Source organism: Thiosulfatihalobacter marinus (assembly GCF_016019955.1).
Classification (GTDB): Bacteria; Pseudomonadota; Alphaproteobacteria; order Rhodobacterales; family Rhodobacteraceae; genus Shimia; species Shimia marinus_A.
Genome location: NZ_JAECRZ010000028.1, coordinates 1 through 17,701, shown reverse-complemented (window position 1 = coordinate 17,701; position 17,701 = coordinate 1). Strand labels below are relative to the sequence as shown.

Annotated in this window: 15 protein-coding genes, 1 tRNA gene and 1 pseudogene; 7 read left to right on the top strand and 10 right to left on the bottom strand. The window is 60.4% G+C overall.

Features of this window, described 5'->3' with window-relative positions:
* Positions 1-75 precede the first annotated feature (75 nt).
* The 4 genes and pseudogenes from I3253_RS19815 to I3253_RS19800 form a co-directional block, all read right to left on the bottom strand.
* Positions 76-186, bottom strand: a pseudogene (locus I3253_RS19815) (motility-associated protein); the annotation flags it as partial.
* 56 nt (positions 187-242) lie between these two features.
* Positions 243-842: a MotE family protein gene (locus tag I3253_RS19810; protein ID WP_197919522.1), complete on the bottom strand. Its 600-nt coding sequence runs from the start codon at positions 840-842 to the stop codon at positions 243-245.
* Positions 839-1,195, bottom strand: a complete 357-nt coding sequence (locus I3253_RS19805; protein WP_197919521.1) for a hypothetical protein — start codon at positions 1,193-1,195, stop codon at positions 839-841. Before I3253_RS19805 ends, I3253_RS19810 begins: the two co-directional genes overlap by 4 nt.
* 10 nt (positions 1,196-1,205) lie before the next feature.
* Positions 1,206-1,697 (bottom strand): flagellar basal body-associated FliL family protein, encoded by a 492-nt coding sequence (locus I3253_RS19800; protein ID WP_197919520.1) that lies wholly within the window; start codon positions 1,695-1,697, stop codon positions 1,206-1,208.
* Between the two features lie 104 nt (positions 1,698-1,801).
* Here I3253_RS19800 and fliF point away from each other — a divergent pair, with 104 nt between their 5' ends.
* The 4 genes from fliF to fliP are packed head-to-tail and all read left to right on the top strand — an operon-like array spanning position 1,802 to position 5,031.
* Positions 1,802-3,421: a flagellar basal-body MS-ring/collar protein FliF gene (fliF, locus tag I3253_RS19795; protein ID WP_332255704.1), complete on the top strand. Its 1,620-nt coding sequence runs from the start codon at positions 1,802-1,804 to the stop codon at positions 3,419-3,421.
* Entirely contained in the window at positions 3,421-4,014 is a 594-nt protein-coding gene (locus I3253_RS20530) for a FliH/SctL family protein (RefSeq protein WP_232237074.1), read from the top strand. The genes fliF and I3253_RS20530 overlap by 1 nt, the downstream gene beginning before the upstream one ends.
* Positions 4,007-4,291: a FliM/FliN family flagellar motor switch protein gene (locus tag I3253_RS19790; protein WP_232237073.1), complete on the top strand. Its 285-nt coding sequence runs from the start codon at positions 4,007-4,009 to the stop codon at positions 4,289-4,291. The genes I3253_RS20530 and I3253_RS19790 overlap by 8 nt, the downstream gene beginning before the upstream one ends.
* Positions 4,288-5,031: a flagellar type III secretion system pore protein FliP gene (gene fliP / locus I3253_RS19785; protein ID WP_197919517.1), complete on the top strand. Its 744-nt coding sequence runs from the start codon at positions 4,288-4,290 to the stop codon at positions 5,029-5,031. Before I3253_RS19790 ends, fliP begins: the two co-directional genes overlap by 4 nt.
* A 24-nt stretch (positions 5,032-5,055) precedes the next feature.
* On the opposite strand, the gene I3253_RS19780 is transcribed toward fliP, so the two are convergent.
* The 6 genes from I3253_RS19780 to I3253_RS19755 form a co-directional block, all read right to left on the bottom strand.
* Entirely contained in the window at positions 5,056-6,165 is a 1,110-nt protein-coding gene (locus I3253_RS19780) for a flagellar basal body P-ring protein FlgI (RefSeq protein ID WP_197919516.1), read from the bottom strand.
* Positions 6,162-7,172 carry a flagellin gene (locus I3253_RS19775; protein WP_197919515.1) on the bottom strand — a complete coding sequence of 337 codons (1,011 nt, stop codon included), beginning with the start codon at positions 7,170-7,172 and terminating at the stop codon, positions 6,162-6,164. The genes I3253_RS19780 and I3253_RS19775 overlap by 4 nt, the downstream gene beginning before the upstream one ends.
* 4 nt (positions 7,173-7,176) lie before the next feature.
* On the bottom strand, positions 7,177-8,631 hold the full coding sequence (gene flgK / locus I3253_RS19770; protein WP_197919514.1) for a flagellar hook-associated protein FlgK: 1,455 nt from the start codon (positions 8,629-8,631) through the stop codon (positions 7,177-7,179).
* 36 nt (positions 8,632-8,667) lie between these two features.
* Positions 8,668-9,969, bottom strand: a complete 1,302-nt coding sequence (locus I3253_RS19765; RefSeq protein WP_197919513.1) for a flagellar hook protein FlgE — start codon at positions 9,967-9,969, stop codon at positions 8,668-8,670.
* 92 nt (positions 9,970-10,061) lie between these two features.
* A complete protein-coding gene (locus I3253_RS19760; protein WP_197919512.1) occupies positions 10,062-10,892 on the bottom strand; it encodes a flagellar motor protein MotB in 831 nt (276 codons plus the stop codon).
* Positions 10,893-10,965: 73 nt separating this feature from the next.
* Positions 10,966-11,655: a lysophospholipid acyltransferase family protein gene (locus I3253_RS19755; RefSeq protein ID WP_197919511.1), complete on the bottom strand. Its 690-nt coding sequence runs from the start codon at positions 11,653-11,655 to the stop codon at positions 10,966-10,968.
* Between the two features lie 262 nt (positions 11,656-11,917).
* Here I3253_RS19755 and I3253_RS19750 point away from each other — a divergent pair, with 262 nt between their 5' ends.
* The 3 genes from I3253_RS19750 to I3253_RS19740 all read left to right on the top strand — a co-directional run bounded on the left by I3253_RS19750 (position 11,918) and on the right by I3253_RS19740 (position 17,386).
* Positions 11,918-13,681, top strand: coding sequence for an autotransporter assembly complex protein TamA (locus I3253_RS19750; protein WP_197919510.1), 1,764 nt, complete (start codon positions 11,918-11,920; stop codon positions 13,679-13,681).
* Positions 13,681-17,094 (top strand): translocation/assembly module TamB domain-containing protein, encoded by a 3,414-nt coding sequence (locus tag I3253_RS19745; RefSeq protein ID WP_197919509.1) that lies wholly within the window; start codon positions 13,681-13,683, stop codon positions 17,092-17,094. The genes I3253_RS19750 and I3253_RS19745 overlap by 1 nt, the downstream gene beginning before the upstream one ends.
* 216 nt (positions 17,095-17,310) lie before the next feature.
* A tRNA-Thr gene (locus I3253_RS19740) sits at positions 17,311-17,386 on the top strand.
* Positions 17,387-17,701: the final 315 nt, after the last annotated feature.

Here is a 17,701-nt window from a genome sequence, read left to right as displayed (position 1 = left end):
GTGAAGCGCTAAGATGAAATTCCAGCGCTTCAGTTTCAGCTTACTGCTTCAATTGAAATCGGGAACTAAACGCGACACCAGTTCGAATGGCAGCGATTTCAGAATGATGGCCATCTTGCCCCCGGCGGCGATATAGCCGCCAAAGACCATGACAAAAATAACACCGATGCCGACAAAACCTAGCACGTTGAGCCTCCTGATTCAGCTTGCCGCCATACTGGACGCAAGGGGTTAACAATCCCTCATTCGGTGGGCACTTCCGCGTTTCGGCCCGCCAGAACGACGCTGATCGTATAAGCGGCCGGCGGGCTAAGCCCGGCCATTACGCCTGCTGCGATCTCCGGGCGCATCCTGCCGATGAATCCGGCGGCGAATTCCGGGTCCATCTCTTCGAAAAGGGCGGCGGCATCCTTGGGTTTCATGGATTCGTACACCGTTGTCAGGCGCGACAGGTCATCTTCCGACGCGGCCTCTGCCAAGGCGATGGTGTCGCGTAACTGCTCTTCGGCAGCGATCAGCGCCGCCAGTTTCTGCGACACTTGCTCGTCCGCGACCGTCAATGCCTGCATTCGATTCTCAATCTCGATTTCCTGTCGCGCAATGCGGGCTTCGCGGACGTCGAAAACCTCCATCAACCGCTGCAAGTCCGGCGGCGGCTCGCACACCTGCGGCGACATGGCCGACGGCCCGGAATCGGGAAAGTCCGCGTCTGGCGGCGTCACCTTGGCAAGGGCCTGGCCCGCTTCTCCGCCAAGGCGCAAGACCGCGGATCCGATCAGGAAACATGAGATCACCAGCAAGCTCCCCCGAGCGGGTCTCTTGCCGCGCCGCGAAGTTTTCATCCTGTCGCCCCCCTATCAGTGGGGTGGCGGCGGAAAACCGGCTCGACAGGCTCGGACGGGGGCTTTGAATCCGGCAAATCGTGCATGGAGGCCACCAGTAGCTCCAGCCGCTTTGCCACATCCTCTGCCCGCCCGGTCAATCCCTCCAGTGTTTCGGTTGATGCGCCAGCGGTTTCCTGCGCCGTCTGCAACGTCCGGGTCAGATCATCCACCTGCGCAGACAAAACGGCCACGGCGCCTCCGATGCCGGTTTCAAGGTCGTTGAAACGGGAAAGCCGCCGGGCCAGAACGAAACAATACAGGCCTGCCCCCAAGGCACCGGCGACCAGCAAGATATCCGCAATCAAATCCATTTCTCTTTCCTCAGTTCAGCACGTATTCCATGACCAGTAAGTCGCGTATGCGAGTCTTTCCCGTCACGATCTGGACGCGCCGCAGCATCTGCGCGCGCAATCTGACGAGGGCATCCGGCGCTTCGATATCGCCCGGCTCCAACGCGCGCAGATAGCCGTTCAGGACATCCACGATCCGGGGCAGGATATGCTCGACATCCTTCGCGTATTCTCTAGGTACCTCCAGCTGTGCGCGAAACCGCAAGTAGTTACTGCTCCCGCCATTCGTCAGAGATACGACAATCGGCTCTATCGGTACGAAAACCACATCCGGCAGCGGCGCGTCGGGCTTTTCCACCTCGGCCTGCTCTTCGGCCCCGGTCGTCTGGCTCAGAAGCAGCCCGGAATACACGGCAAAAAAAGTACCACCGCCACCGACCAAGGCCAGGATCAGGCCAAGTACCAGCGGCAACCTGGAGGGTTTTTTCGGCTCCGGGTCCGGCACATCTGCGGCTTGTGTCATCGCAACACCCATCTAATTCGATCCTCCTTTCTATAGACCGGCAGAAGCTAACCGATTGTTAAGCCTGATGGCTCAAACATGGATCAAGCCGGGCAGAACGCACGGTGGGACGGAGGATTGTCTTGCAACACCTACTCAGCATCTGGACGGGCCTGGACATGCGCCGCAAGGTGATAGCCGTGCTCGCCACAATCGCTATCGTGACTGCCTTTGCATCCCTTGCACGCATGGCGTCCCGGCCCGGAATGGCATTGCTTTACAGCGGGCTGGAAAGCGGCGCGGCCGGAGAAGTTGTCCGCGCCCTTGAACAGCGCGGCGCCAGCTTTCAGGTACGTGGCGGCGCCATCTATGTCGAATCGGCCCAACGCGATGAATTGCGTATGACCCTGGCCAGCGAAGGGCTCCCCGCCAACACGACCCAGGGCTACGAACTGCTTGATTCGCTGTCCGGGTTTGGCACCACTTCGCAGATGTTCGATGCCGCCTACTGGCGTGCCAAGGAGGGCGAGCTGGCGCGCACGATCCTGGTCAGTCCACAGATTTCGGCGGCCCGCGTTCATATAGCAAATGCTGGCAGCAATCCTTTCCAACGGCAGTTGAAACCAACGGCGTCCGTTACAATCACGACCACCACCGCCGGCCTTTCTCCCGGCCAGGCTCAGGCGCTGAAATTTCTTGTCGCTTCCGCCGTGGCCGGGCTGTCAGCCGATGATGTTGCCGTAATTGATGGGGCCAGCGGGCTGATCGGCGCCAAGAGCGAAAACGCCCCTCAATCCCTGGATGGCAGAACCGAACTGTTGCGGCAGTCGGTACAAAGACTGCTCGAGGCGCGTGTTGGCCCGGGCAATGCGGTTGTCGAGTTAAGCGTGGACACCGTGATGGAAACCGAATCCGTGCGTGAACGCATCGTCGATCCCGCCAGTCGGGTCGCGATCAGCACCGATACCGAAGAGAAAAGCAACAGCTCGCGAAATGGCGCATCGGGGCAAGTCACTGTCGCCTCCAACATTCCCGGTGGGGACGCTGCTCAGGGTCAGGATTCTTCCAATACCAATTCCGAATCGCGCGAGCGGGTGAATTACGAAGTCAGCGAAACCCAGCGTGAAATACTCCGCGAACCGGGCGCGATCCGTCGCCTGACCGTGGCGGTTCTGATCAACGGAACACCGGTCACGTCGGCGGACGGAAGCGCCTCGATGGAGCCGCGCTCGGATGAAGAACTTGCGTCTCTGAGGGAACTGGTTGCATCCGCTGTCGGTTTCGATTCCGGCAGAGGCGATGTCATCACGCTGAAATCCATGCTCTTTCAACCTGTCGAGGTCTTGGGAACCGATGCCCAGTCTTCGTATTTTGCAGGGGTGGAACTGGATGCCATGACACTCGCCCAAATGGCAATACTCGGGCTGGTGGCCATTGCTCTTGGGGTTTTCGTGGTTCGACCATTGATCACGCGGGCGCCGACAGACACCTTGACCGATACCGCCATCAAGCTCCCCGGCCCCGGGGAACTTGATCCCGGCAACAACGCATTGACCGGCCTGATCGACGATACTGTGCCGCCCGGCATCATAGACTCGTCCGATGGGCCAAACATGTTGCCCACTCCCGCGGGCCAAACCCAGGGAGAAGCCGTTGAACGGCTGCGGGCGCTGATCAGCGACCGGCAGGAAGAAACCGTCGAAATTCTGAGAAGCTGGCTTGATGACAAGGAGGAACGTGTCTGATGTCCATCGCTCACCTATTGGAAGATTTCGGAATGGCTTCAACGCCGTTCGGCGGATCTCAGCCGGCGGCGTCAGATGACACAGAACTGTTGGAAAGCTTTGAGCAGGGGTACAAGGCCGGTTGGGATGACGCCCTGCGTGCCAAATCCGAAGAGCGCGCCAGCATCACCGCCGACTTTGCGCGCAATCTTCACGATCTGTCCTTCACCTATCACGAGGCCCGCAACGCCGTGATGGCGGATATTGCCCCGGTTATCGAGCAGGCCGTGATGACGGTTCTGCCGGAACTGTCGCGCAAGTCCCTTGGCGCGCAAGTGGTCGAAGAGTTGAAGGCGATCGCGCAGGACAACAGCGATACGCAGGTTCTGATCGCGACGGCCCCGGAAAACTATGAAGCGGTGTCAGAATTGCTGCCAAACGACGTAACCTTCCCGGTCGATGTTGTTCGCGATGCCGGGCTTGGTGCGGGTCAGGTGCGGTTCCAGTTTGGAAACAAGGAACGGCAAATCGACCTCGACGAAGTGCTCTCTGTTGTATCGCGTGCGTTCCAAGGATTCACCTACGAAGCCAAAAAGGAGACCCGGATTGCCTGATCCCAAGACCCCCCCCGACAAAGCCAATCCCTTCACTTCGGTCCCGGTCGAGATCACGATTTCGGTTGGCAAGGCGCGCCCGTTGATCGGCGATCTTCTTCAGCTCAGGGAAAACGCGGTAATTCCTCTGGATCGCAGGGTCGAAGACCCGGTCGAGTTGTATGTTGGTGACAAGCTGATTGCTCGAGGAGAACTGGAGGAGCTGGACGGCCCCCAAAAAGGGCTTCTGGCCGTACGTCTGACCGAACTTGCCGACACGCGGGCCGGTCAGGAATGACGAAAACACAGCTTATCCGGGCCGCAATCCTGTCCGCCCCGGTCGTGGCAGCCCTGGTTCAGCCGGCCTTGGCCCAGGAGGTTTCACTTTCCCTGGGCGACACCGGATCGCTGACAGCCCGTAGCATCCAACTGATACTGTTGATCACGGTTCTCAGCCTTGCCCCCGGTATCGTGATCATGGTGACGTGCTTTCCATTTCTGGTCACCGTTCTGAGCATATTGCGCCAGGCCTTGGGGCTTCAGCAATCTCCCCCCAACATGTTGATTGTCAGCCTTGCCCTATTCCTTACGTATTTTGTTATGGAACCCGTGTTTTCACGCGCCTGGGTAGAGGGAATTGACCCGTTGATGTCAGAACAGATCGATGTCGAAACCGCATTTCAACGAACACTGGCACCTTTCCGGGTTTTCATGACAGCCCGTCTTGATCCCGAGACTTACCAAACCATGGCCGCGCTTCGTCCAGAGGTTCCGGCAGGCGCGCCAGGGCCAGAAGCGCCACTTTCCGTTCTGGTTCCAAGCTTTTTGCTTTCCGAAATGGCGCGCGCGTTCCAGATCGGTTTCCTGATCTTTCTGCCATTCCTCATCATTGATCTTGTTGTTGCCGCCGTCTTGATGTCGATGGGCATGATGATGGTGCCCCCAGCCATCGTTTCCCTGCCTTTCAAGCTTTCCTTTTTCGTGATTGCGGACGGTTGGAGCCTGGTGGCCAGCAGTCTGGTCAGAAGCTACTTCTGACCGAGCCCGCCCGACCGCCCCCGCCTAGCGCACAACAAACTCCGCGTGCAGCGCGCCTGCCGCCTTGATGCTTTTCAGAATGTCGATCATGTCGCGCGGTGCCACGCCCAATGCATTGAGCCCCGCGATCACCTCGCTCAGCGACGCACCGCCCGATACCTCGGCCAGCCCAATGCCCGGCTCTTCTTCTATTTCCGCATCGGTTCTCGGTACAACCACGGTGCGCCCGTCTGCGAAGGGGTTGGGTTGAACCGCTATCGGTGTCTCTTGTATCCGCAGCGTCAAATTGCCTTGGGAAACCGCAACCCTGGAAATACGAACCTCTTCTCCCATCACGATGGTACCCGAACGCTGATCCACCACCACCCGCGCCTTGCGTTCAGGTTGAACCGAAATGTTCTCAATCCGCCCCAACGCATGAGCCGGCGACCGCTGGCCGCTACGGGCAATGTCAAGCTGGACGGTTCCGGCGTCCAGCATCAAGGCCACACGACGACCGAAATTATCATTGATCGCCTGCTCAATTCTGCCTGCCGTCGTGAAATCCGGCTCGCGCAGCGCAAGGCGCAGGTTGTTGAGCGTGGAAAAATCGAAATCGACTTCGCGCTCCACCCGCGCCCCCGACGGGATAACGCCCGCGGTAGGAACCCCTTGCACCACTTCTGCGGCATCGCCCTCGGCTGATGCGCCACCGGCAATCACACTGCCTTGGGCGACAGCGTAAATTTCACCATCTGCTGCGTTCAGGGGGGTCATCACCAATGTCCCGCCAAGCAGACTCTTGGCATCTCCGATGGCGGAAACCGTGACATCAATCCGCCCGCCGGCGCGGGAAAAAGGTGGCAGTTCTGCGGTTACAAAAACCGCTGCCACGTTTTTGGGGCGCAATTGTTCACCGGTCACGTTGACGCCCAGCCGCTCCAGAATGTTTGACAAGGCATCTTCCGTGAACGGCGCATTGCGCAGGCCGTCCCCGGTGCCGTTCAGGCCGACAACCAATCCATAACCAACCAGATCGTTTCCACGGACTCCATCGAATTCAACCAGATCCTTGATCCGGATCGGTTCGGCAAAGGCCGCCAGCGGGACGAGACAACAAACCAAAACCGCCCGCAACAAAAGCCAGGATCTCATCTCAAATACTCCACCAGGGACAATCGGGACATTCGGGCCGTCACGGTATACAGCGTTTCAAGCTGCACCTGCGCGGCCTCCAGCCGGGTTGCGGTTTCAAACGGGTCGGCCACCACTACGGCATTGCGCGCGATTTCCAGGCTCGACCGCTTCGCGCCAAGCTGCACTTCAGCCGCGCCAACACGTTCCTGAACAAACCCCAAATCGCTGCGGATACGCGTCAATCCGGCCTGCCCACCCAACAATCCTTCGCCCGCCTTGCGCAACAACTGCGCTTTCTCCGTCAGGTCCAGCGCCACACCGCTGTCACCGGCAAGTGCCGCCAGCGCCGTGTCGCGCAACATGGCTCGCAGCTCGGATGCATCGGCGCGCAGCTGATGATGCACTGCATCGTTTTCGCCCAATCGGAACGGCGCGATGGATGTGTCCGAACCAAGATACCCGCTGGTTTCAAATCCGCCGCCCGGGTCCATGAACCAGCTATCGACACGGGTCATGATATCGTCGACGGTAACGGCGCCACTCAAGGCTGTGGACAGCTCGGCCAAGATCAGTTCCGGTTCCGCCACGGCAGGCCCATCTGTCGCTGCGCCCGCAAACAATGCGCGCCCCGCAACATCAACGTTCAACGCCGAAATGATGGCTCCGAAGTCCTGCTTGGCCTCGGCGATCACCCCGTCGATCGGCGCCGCAAGTCCCGCGGACGCAGCGGACAGAGCCGCGCTTCCCAGGTTCCCCGACAGAGTCTGCAGCTGGTTCAACGCAGACTGAACCGTATCGGTAAACACCCGCGCATCCGTTATGGCCAGGCCATACCCTTTCAACATCGTCAATCCGCGCTCAAACTCGCCAAGCAACGCGAAATCGCCGGAAAGCGATTGACCGACATCCGATTTGCGCCCCGAAGCCAGCTCTTGCGTCAGGTTGTTCAATTGTCCCTTGAGAAGGGTGTTCTGCCGACGCATCACCAAGCTCTGGGCCAGGTCGCCTATCTGAGTGAAATTCATCGTCTTACAACCTCAATAGCTGTTGCATCATTTCATCAACGGTCGCGATCAGCCGGGCGTTTGCCGCATAGGACTGTTCAATCAGCATCAGCTTTTGCATCTCCTGATCACTGTCCACACCTTCGGTGAGTTCCATCGCCTCAAGCCCTGCCAGTCGGGTCGCGGCAAAACTCAGGGTCTCGTCGCTGCGCACCCGGCTTGTGCTTTGAAGCGACAGAAACCGATCGGACAGGGCGCTGAACGGCGCCGCCATCCCGGAAAACCCGCCCGAAGCGGGCGGGCGCGACTGTGACAGGGCGTCCGAAAGCCGATGCAGTTGCGTGGCATTGCCGGCTTCTCCTGCCGAAACGGCACCCAAGCCATCTCTCAAACGCCAGAACTCGCCCGCTCCATCCGGCGCCACCAGGGCATTCAGACTCAGACGCCCTGAAAGGCCGACTTCGTCAGCAGGATCAAACGCGGCCCCGCGATCCGTAAACAGGCCGGCCTGGCCAGGCGTGAGCGTGGGGTCTGTGGCAGTTGCGCCGAAACGCTCGACAAGATCGCGCGCAACAGCGTCAAGCTCTGCCTGCGCAGCCGTTGCCATCTCGTCCCGAATCGCAAATTGCGCACCCAGGATACCCCCCGACAAAGGCCCGGATGCCGAGTCGGTCCGAATGTTCAGCCCGTTCACCGTCAGTCCGGACAAGTACCCGGTGTCCAACGTCATGTGCGGCAGGATCGTAGGCGTCTCCTGGAATTCCAGCCGCGCAGCCGATCCGTCCACCAGAATCGCGCCATTCGCGGTGAACAGCGCGACGCCGCCCCTATCTCGCGCAGCCTGTTTCACGGGGACGATCTTTGAAATGTCGTCAACAACTTTCTGCCGATCATCCTCCAGCGCCGAAGTGTCTTGCCCCTGATTGATCGCGGTCGAGATGCGCAGGTTCAACTCTGCGGTTCGCGCAAGCAATGTATTGAGGCGATCAACGGAAACTGCGATGTCGCGATCGGCCTGTTCACGCATATCCTGCAAGCCATCAGACGCATCTTGAAATCCGTCAACGAGATCCGAGGCGGCCTGTGCTACACCCTGCAAACGCAGCGCGTTTCCCGGCGCGCCAGCCGCCGCGACAAGCGCGCTTTCCAACGCCGCGACACGACCGCTCAGGCTGGATGCGTCCGATGGGGTGCCCAACAGCCCTTCGACACGGACAGAATACCGGTTGAGCGTGTCGGCGTTTCCAAAGGCTGCATCCGCCAACCGGCGCTCTGCCACCGCCACGGGATTGGTGTGTCGGACAATTCCATTCACCATCACGCCGCCTGACGCCCGATAGTTTTGGGACGAAACCGAAAGTGTGCGCCGCCCATAGCCTTCTGTCATGGCATTGGACAGGTTCGATGACACCACCTCGGCAGCGCGGGCCGCGGCGCCCAGACCGGACAGTGCATTTGTCAAAGCACCAGAGATACTCATAGCTCATCCTTTCAGATTCAGGGGACGCAGATCGGATTACCGTTTGATGTTGGTCGTTTCCTGCAACATCTCGTCCACTGTCTGGATGACCTTGGCGTTCGAGCTATACGCGCGTTGCGTCTGGATCATGTCGGTCAGTTCACCCGCAACGTCGGTGGCGGATTCCTCGCGGGCATAGGATACGATGTCACCTGTGGGACCGTCGCTGGCATCCCACAGAAAATACGAGCCGCTTTCAGGCGATGGCGCATAGGTCTGCCGGTCCAGGGAAACCATCCCGTTTGGATTGGGCAGATCGACCAGCGGCACCTGGTAGATGGTGCGCGTCACGCCGGTGTCAAAAAACGCGTGTACAAACCCGTTGGCATCCACTTCGACTGACGTCATGTTGCCTACCGGAGAGCCATCCTTGGATATTTGAAGTGGCGCGAAACTGTCCGAAAGCTGCGTCAACCCACCGCTTGCCCCAAGCTCACCGATCGTGATTTCCATCGGCCCGCCATCAACGTTCACGATCACGGTACCCGCCGCCGGATCATAGGCTCCGCCCGAAATCGCGGACACCGCACTCAGCGTTCCCCCGGACGTGCGCCCATCATCGAAGGTAAGCGCGTATTGCCCGACAATAGCGTCACCCGAGGCCGAATCGCGGATGACCATGGTCCATTCGTTGGACGTGCCAGATCCCGGCACCGTCGGAAAAAATTCGATCTGAATGCTTTCGGACCGGCCCAGATTGTCAAAATATTCAACCGAAAGGTTCTTTGAATCTCCCGTTGAACCGGCTTCGGTTTCCGTCGCGGGCAGGTTGACCCCCAACGTCATCGAAGTGGTTGGTTCGCCGGTCAACTGGTTGACGTTGATCTGAACCGGCTCCAATCCTTCGGATGTGTCACGCGGATAGGTGGGCACCGTTCCGTCTGCATTGGCCGGCCACCCCAGCAGGACAAGGCCGGATTCGCTGGTCAGGTAGCCTTGGGCGTCTGTGCGAAAAGACCCTGTTGTGGTCAGCAGCATCTGCGATACACCCTGCCCCAGTCCGATTTCGGTGGCGCTGGCCACCGGCAGCATTCCCCGCCCGCGCACCGCCAGATCGGTCGGATTGGATGTCGAGACAAGCGACCCACGCTCATCGATGATACGTTGGGTTGTCGCCCTGACACCACCGGCCGAATAGGCACCGCCATTGGTGCTCGTCACCATGGAATGAAAATCCGATTCCATCCGGCGATACCCGTAGGTGGCCGAATTGGCGATATTGTCGGAGATGGCGGCAAGCCGTGTCGCGTTGGCCGCAAGCCCCGCGACCCCGGCATTGAGCGAAGAGGAAATCGTCATGAATACGCCTTTCTGCTGTATCGACCGTGTTTCGATGCAACACCTAGCGCGCCCACGCTTAAAATCCCGCTAACAGGTAAAATCTTATCCAGTTAGGGCAGATCGCTCCTCAGCAATATGATCTCGATGCGATTGTTGCGCAGCGACCGCGGGTCTCGTGCAACCTGCTCGCGATCCGCGTGTCCCGTCACCCGATCCATTCTCTGCGACGGAATGCCATGCGACTCCAGCAACCCCCGCACCGCATCGGCGCGATCCATTGACAATTGCCAGCTGACCTGGCGCAGTTTCACCACAGGCTCTGTTCGCACAAACCCTTCCACGGCAACCCCGTTGCGCACCAGCCCGGCCGCGTCCGAGACAATGCGAACCAGATCGATCAGCAATCGGTACGGCTGGGCCTGACCCTCCACAAACAACTGCCCCTCGTCGGTATCGAACAGTTCGATCACCAACCCCTCATCGGTCAGCCGCGTCACAACATGTTTCTTCAGGTTGTCGTTGAGAAAACTCTCTCCACCGCCCCCGAACAGATAATCCTGAACCTCGGCCAGTCTGTCTTTCTCCTGTTCGGCAACGCTTTGCGCTTCTGCCGGTTTCGACCCGCCTGCCAGCGTTGTCGGCAGCCCTCCAACACCGTTGTTGGCCAGGAATTGTTCCTTTAATACACTGTCGCCCCCGAACAGATCGTTGCCGCCACCGGAAATGCGGTTGATCGGGGTTGTCGGATTGAAGTAATCCGCAATGCCCTTGCGTTGTTTCTCTGTCGTCGCGTTCAACAGCCACATCAACATGAAAAAGGCCATCATTGCCGTTACAAAGTCGGCATAGGCGACTTTCCAGGCACCACCATGATGCCCCTCTGCGCCAACGATCTTTTTCTTCTTGATGATGACTGGCGACGCGTTGCTTTGCGCACCCATGACTCACCACCTGTTACTCACCCGCCACCAGATGTAGCAACCAGCACTTACGCAGCGGTTAACATTTTAAATTTTAACTATCTTCCACGCCATCGCCATCGACCAGAACGGCATTCAGGCGCGCCATCAACTCGCGCCGGTTCAGGCCGGCCGGAATCGCCGGCAGGATGGTCACGGTGATGGTGCCGGCGCGTTTCCCGATCTTTCCCGCCGGCCAGCAACTTCCGGAATCCAGAAGCACCGGCACCAGAGGACGCCGGCACATTTGGTACAGCACGCCAATACCGGACTGAAGCCTGATATCGCGCCCGTTCTCGCGCGTGCCCGTAGGAAATATCAAAAGACTACGCCCGGCCCGAACCGCGTCAGCCCCCCGTCGCAACCCGTCGCGCACCTCGTCACCTGATTTGGAACGATCCACCGGAATATGCCCATGGATACGGGCCAGGCGCCCAAAGAACGGATAGGCGAATATCTCTTTCTTGGCGTACATCACCGGCCGGTTGAACAGCGTGTGAAAAAACAGGGTTTCCCAGGTGGATTCGTGCTGCGACGCGATCAGAAAAGGCTCGTCGGGCAGGTTTTCGCGCCCTTCAACCTTTACTGTCACCCCGCAGACATGCTTCAGAAGCCACCCCTGACACCCAAGGAACACCCGGCTCCCTGCAAATGTCGCGCGTTCGGAAACATAGGCGGCAGGCCAAAGCACCAGAAAGATCACACCGGACATCAAATAGAACATGGCGGTTCTGACGAGGGTCATCGGCGGTCGGCGTCCGGGTCTTGGCGTGAATGGAACCAGTCAAGTGCAACTTTTCAACTCATAAACGCCTGATACCCGGAAAGAAAGCTCTCGCTGGACGGTTTTTCGCCTATGTGGCGCACGGGCCTATGGCCAGCCACCATACCTTGCGGTATTCTACCGGTATTCCGGGAAACGACCCGAAAGAAAATTCTTGCCGGGGCCAGTGCTGGGCCCTGTTTTGGGGTGGGGAATGCGGCCAGTCCGTTTTCTGTTAATGCGTATGGCCTTCGCCGCAGTGTGTCTGTATCCGGCATCCGTCCTCGCTTTCGAGGTCACGCTCGACGCCCCTGCCGCCGACAAGGATTTGCGCGAGCGTCTGGCGGCGGCATCACTGGTCTTCGCGGCCAAGGCCGATGGCACAGACGATGGTCAGGATATCCTCGCCGCGGCGCAATCCGATTACAAACGCATGGTGGGCCTGCTCTACGAACAAGGCTATTTCGGGCCACGGGTGCGCATTCAGGTCAATGGACAGGAAGCCGCCGACATCTCGCCCTTTGCCAACATCCCCACCGTGCGCAACGTCGTGATTTCCGTCTCGCCCGGTACCCGATTCAGGTTCGGACGGGCGCAGGTAAAACCGTTGGCGCCAGACACCGAATTGCCGGCCGAATTTGCCACAGGCGAACAGGCGGCCGTCTCAACCATCCAGAAGGCCGCCAGGGCCGGTGTCGAGGGGTGGCGCGATCAGGGGTATGCCAAGGCCGAAGTTTCCAACCAGTCGATCACGGCGAACCACCGCACATCCCAGCTTGACGTGGATCTGGCGCTTGCGCCCGGTCCGCGCCTGTCCTTTGGTAATCTTGTTTACAAGGGCAAGTCCCGGGTCCGGGAGAAACGTATTCGTGAAATTTCCGGCCTGCCCACCGGTGAAACGTTCGACCCGGAAAAGGCCAAACGCGTCGCCACCCGTCTGCGCCGGACGGGAACGTTCAAATCGGTCAACCTGCGCGAGGCCGACCAGGTTGGCGCGGATGACACGCTTGACATGACTCTCGCGCTTGTCGACGACCTGCCGCGCCGGATCGGGTTTGGCGGTGAGGTGGAAAGCACCGATGGCGTCAGCGTGTCCGCCTTCTGGCTGCACCGAAACATCACCGGGGCGGCCGACAGATTGCGGTTTGATGCCTCGATCGAACAGATCGCCGCCCAATCTGGCGGAACGGATTGGCGGATCGGTGGTCTGTACACGCGCCCCGCCACGCTTGGGCCTGACACGGATCTGACATTCGGAATCGAGATCAAGCAGGAAGACGAAGACCTCTATTTCCTGCGTCAGGCCGGTAGCCGCATCGGGCTTGTGCGACATTTTTCCGACCAGTTGGAAATGCGGATCGGGCTTGGCTTTCGCATTTCCGAAGTCGATGACAATTACGGCCACCGGGATTTTGCGATCTATTCGGTCCCCCTGGGTGTCACGTGGGATCAGCGCGACAATGCGCTTGATCCGACACGCGGATATTACGTCAATGCGGAACTGGCGCCCTACCTTGGCTTTTCCGACGCTGAAAACGGCGTCTATTTCAAATCCGACATGCGCGCCTATCGCGGGCTGGGCGCCGACAATCGGGTCATCCTCGCCGGGCGGCTACAGCTCGGATCGGTATTCGGCCCCTCTCTCAGCGAAACGCCCCCGGATTTCCTGTTTTATACCGGCGGCGGCGATACCGTGCGCGGGCAGCCCTATCAGTCCAACTTTGTCACCGTCGGCGGCGTTTCCAGCGGCGGCTTGTCCTTCATCGGCCTGTCCGGGGAACTCCGCGTCAAGACAACCAACACCATTACCGCCGTCGCCTTCTATGACGCGGGTTTCGTCGGAGAAACCTCCGATTTCACCGGGGCGGGCAATTGGCAGGCGGGCGCCGGGCTGGGTTTGCGTTACAATACCGGCTTCGGACCGCTGCGCGTTGATCTTGCCGCGCCGGTTTCGGGCGGCACGGGCGATGGTGTTCAGCTCTATATCGGTATCGGGCACGCCTTCTGATGCGCTGGCTCCTGCTCATATCGCTGCTGATCCTGCCCCCGTCGCTTCAGGCCCAGGAAGACGACAAGGGGATGCTCACCCGTTTCCTGGAATCCTCCCTGTCCGGCGCCGGACGGCTGGTCGAGGTGGATGGCCTGCGCGGCGCGATAAGCTCTCAGGCCACGATCGAGGAAATCCGCATTTCCGACAGCCAGGGCCTGTGGCTGACACTTAGCGGCATTACCCTCAACTGGAACCGCCTTGCCGTGTTGCGCGGCAATATCAACGTCAACGAACTCAGCGCCGACAAGATCGTCGTCATGCGCAAGCCAGTGTCCGAGCCGGACCCGTCCCTGCCCAGCGCCGAGGCCAGTCCCTTTGCCCTGCCCGAGCTTCCGGTCAGCATCGACATTCAGAAACTTAGCGCCACCAGGATCGAACTGGGCGAGGAAATACTGGGGCAACCGGTCGTCTTGTCGCTTGACACCAGACTGGTGCTCAAGGATGGCGCGGGCGATGTCGCGCTCAAGGCAACCCGGCTGGGTGGCCCCGAGGGCAAGTTCATCCTTGAGGGGGCGTTTTCGAACCTGTCGCGCCAACTGCGCATCGATCTGGACGCGCGCGAGGCCGCCGACGGGATCATCGCCAATCTGGTTCGCTTGCCAGGCGCGCCGGCGATCGACCTTACCGTCACCGGCGACGGCCCGATCGACAGCTTCGCCGCCGATATCCGGCTGTCCAGTGCCGGCCAGGAGCGTCTGGCCGGGCAGGTTGCGATTTCCGCCCAACCCGCCGTTGCGCCGCAAACCCAACCCACCCGGATCATCACGGCCGACATTTCCGGCGATATGGCCCCGCTGTTCACGCCGGAGTACCGGGAATTCTTCGGCAACCGGGTTGCACTCAACACCCGCGCCCTGCTGCACCCCGATGGCCGGACCGAGCTCGAAAACCTCACCCTTTCGGCCGCTGCGCTGGACCTGAGCGGCACGCTGGTGCTTGCCGCCAATGGCCTGCCGCAAAGCTTCGATATTCGTCTGAACATGGCCGCTCCGGGTGGCGGCGCGATCCTTTTGCCCGTCAGCGGTGCCAATACCTGGCTGGACACGGCATCGCTCGCGGCAGAGTTCGACGCCGACAACGGCGAACGCTGGACGCTTTCGGGGAAGGTCGATGGCTTCCGCTCCGGTGCGCTGGACCTGGGCCAGCTATCGCTTGACGGAAACGGCATCATCCGCCAGCAGACCCCGCGCCGCGTATCCGCCGCGCTGTCGCTCGATGTCAGCCGCCTGCGCATGGCCAACCCGGATCTGGCGCAGGTCGTCGGCGAAGAAGCTGCCTTCACAGGCAATCTTTTCTGGCAAGAGGGCGAAGGTATTCGCCTTACCGCGTTTGACTTCGCCTCGGACGGGCTGCGGGTCGCCGGTGATGCCCGGGTCTCTGGCCCTGGCGACGCGCTGGCAATCGATGGCCGGGTACGCCTGCTGACCCCCAGTATCGCCCGGTTCAGCGGTTTGGCACAGCGCGACCTTGGCGGTGGAATCACGGCCGAACTTGCCGGCCAATTCTCGCCTCTGTCCGGCGCATTCGACATCGACCTGTCCGCCACCGCCCGCGACCTGTCCATCGGCGATCCCCGTTTTGACACGCTGGCCAAGGGCGACACCACACTCGCCCTGTCTGTAAAGCGCGATTTCGACGGTCTGTTCCTGCGCAACGCCGAATTGCACGGCAACGGCTTTGATCTGTCCGCCAAGGGCGATCTGGACAGTGCCAATGGCACCGTGACCCTTGCGGCTCAGCTGGACGACACCGCCACCGTGCTTGAAGGCGTGTCCGGTCCGGCAACGCTCAAGGGCACCGCAACGCTGACAAGCGGCGACTGGGCTTTCCGGCTGAACGCCACGGCACCGGGACAGATTGCCGCCAAGGTTGACGGCGCCCTTCCTGGCAATGGCCCCCTGGATGCTCGGTTTGACATGACCATGGGCGCAGTGGAAACCTTTGTACCCGCCTTGCCCGGCGCTGCCCGGATCAAGGCCGATCTGCGACAGCTCGACACCGGCTGGCGGATCAACCTGGACGCCACCGGCCCGTTTGATTCCCGTGTCACGGGCGCAGGCACGGTAGACACTCAGGGAAGTAACAGTGCTTTCAAGCTCTCGGGCGCGGTCCCCCTCGCCGCGGCCAACCGCCAACTGGCCCCCAATTCTCTTCAAGGCATGGCCAGCTTCGACCTGCGCCTTGTCGGCGCCGCCTCTCTGGGCAATATCTCCGGCACCATCTCGACCAGTGGGGCACGCCTTGCCCTGCCAGCCCTGCGCGCGGCATTCACAGAGATCAACAGCACGATCACCCTGTCCGAAGGCAATGCCGGGATCGCCCTGGATACCGCTTTCTCCGGAGGCGGCAATGTGTCGGTCAATGGCTCTGTCGGGTTGGCAGCTCCCTTCAACGCAAACCTTCCCATCCGGCTGACCAACCTCGCCTATCGCGACGGCCAGTTTCTGGAAACCGTCGTGGACGGCCCCCTGCTCTTTGCCGGACCCTTGACAGGTGGTGGCAGAATCTCAGGAGACCTGACCCTGGGGCAAACCAATATCCGCATCTCCTCATCGGCCTTGGCCGGGGTAGGTGGTATTCCCGAAATCGCCCATATCGGCGAACCGCAACCGGCGCAACAGACACGCCGCTATGCTGGCCTGATCAAGGAAGTCACCGCCACCCAATCCCCGTCCGGCCCCCCCATAGGGCTTGAACTCGACATTCAGACCGGAGAGCGCATCTCTGTTCGCGGCATGGGGCTCAATGCGGATTTCGGCGGCGCGGTGCAGCTTCGCGGGACAACCCAAAACACCGTCACCCAAGGGGAGCTGTCCCTGATCCGCGGGCGGATGGATTTCCTGACCAAGACTTTCGAGATCGACGAGGGGCTGATCCGGCTGGAAGGCGATTTTGTGCCCTGGATGCGCGTTCAGGCCACATCCGAACAAACCGATGCCACCGTCCGCATCATTCTCGTGGGCCGCCTGGACGATCCCAGAATCATTCTGGAATCCGATCCCGAGCTCCCCGAAGACGAAGTACTCTCGCAACTCCTCTTCGGGCGCGATCTGTCCAGCATTTCCGGCCTTCAGGCTGCCCAGCTTGCCGTGGCACTCGCCTCGCTCTCCGGCAACGGTCCGACCGGCCCCCGCCTGGGCAGCAATACCGGCCTTGACGAACTGTCACTCACATTCGACGAAGACGGCACGCCGGGGCTACGGGCGGGCAAGTACATCAATGAAAACATTTATACCGAGGTCGAGGTTGACAGCGAAGGCACCAGCGCGCTCAGCCTGAATCTGGATGTCACCGACAACCTGACCGTCAAGGGCCGCGTCGACTCCGATTCCGACAGCGGCATCGGCCTGTTCTTCCAGCGCGATTACTGACCCGCACCCGGCACGGCGCCGCGACAGGCTCGGAAAGTGTCTTGCCAAAGCCCGCGCCCGAAGTTAGAGACCACTTCGGCGCCGGTGTAGCTCAGCTGGTAGAGCACGTCATTCGTAAGTAGCGGGTCCGCTCGTGATTGACGTTTGAGACCAGTGAGTTAGACAAGGCGCACAGTAACTAGTAGGGCCATAGTAGGGCCACGGAAAGAGAAGAAGGCCTCAATAGCTCAGCTGGTAGAGCAGGTCCTTCGTAAGGACAAGGTCGGGGGTTCGAGTCCCTCTTGAGGCACCACTCTTCTCGCCACACTTCCAAATTAAGCACTGGAATCAACACCTTCGGCAAGTCCGTAAGGTGACGTTTGCGCTTTCGATTTTCAGACATCCGGGCTAGGCTGCGCTAAGGATTGGCAAACAGAGCCGATCCCGGGGCGTAGTAACCCCTCCAAAAGCGGTCGGTGTCGACCGTAATGACACCTCCTCGAACCTTATGGTCGGGGAGGCACTGGCGTATGTCCAGGGCTCCGGCCTAATGAAGTGGTCCCGGAAATCCGGACAGTTAGCTAAGGTGTATCCCGAACTTTTTGGAGGGATACGAGATGGCGAAACG

What these genes read in the sequence shown, in the direction of transcription:
- I3253_RS19810 (WP_197919522.1), bottom strand. Translation starts at nt 842, where the DNA reads ATGAAAACTTCGCGGCGCGGCAAGAGACCCGCTCGGGGGAGCTTGCTG.
- I3253_RS19805 (WP_197919521.1), bottom strand. Translation starts at nt 1,195, where the DNA reads ATGGATTTGATTGCGGATATCTTGCTGGTCGCCGGTGCCTTGGGGGCA.
- I3253_RS19800 (WP_197919520.1), bottom strand. Translation starts at nt 1,697, where the DNA reads ATGACACAAGCCGCAGATGTGCCGGACCCGGAGCCGAAAAAACCCTCC.
- I3253_RS20530 (WP_232237074.1), top strand. Translation starts at nt 3,421, where the DNA reads ATGTCCATCGCTCACCTATTGGAAGATTTCGGAATGGCTTCAACGCCG.
- fliP (WP_197919517.1), top strand. Translation starts at nt 4,288, where the DNA reads ATGACGAAAACACAGCTTATCCGGGCCGCAATCCTGTCCGCCCCGGTC.
- I3253_RS19780 (WP_197919516.1), bottom strand. Translation starts at nt 6,165, where the DNA reads ATGAGATCCTGGCTTTTGTTGCGGGCGGTTTTGGTTTGTTGTCTCGTC.
- I3253_RS19775 (WP_197919515.1), bottom strand. Translation starts at nt 7,172, where the DNA reads ATGAATTTCACTCAGATAGGCGACCTGGCCCAGAGCTTGGTGATGCGT.
- flgK (WP_197919514.1), bottom strand. Translation starts at nt 8,631, where the DNA reads ATGAGTATCTCTGGTGCTTTGACAAATGCACTGTCCGGTCTGGGCGCC.
- I3253_RS19765 (WP_197919513.1), bottom strand. Translation starts at nt 9,969, where the DNA reads ATGACGATTTCCTCTTCGCTCAATGCCGGGGTCGCGGGGCTTGCGGCC.
- I3253_RS19760 (WP_197919512.1), bottom strand. Translation starts at nt 10,892, where the DNA reads ATGGGTGCGCAAAGCAACGCGTCGCCAGTCATCATCAAGAAGAAAAAG.
- I3253_RS19755 (WP_197919511.1), bottom strand. Translation starts at nt 11,655, where the DNA reads ATGACCCTCGTCAGAACCGCCATGTTCTATTTGATGTCCGGTGTGATC.
- I3253_RS19750 (WP_197919510.1), top strand. Translation starts at nt 11,918, where the DNA reads ATGGCCTTCGCCGCAGTGTGTCTGTATCCGGCATCCGTCCTCGCTTTC.
- I3253_RS19745 (WP_197919509.1), top strand. Translation starts at nt 13,681, where the DNA reads ATGCGCTGGCTCCTGCTCATATCGCTGCTGATCCTGCCCCCGTCGCTT.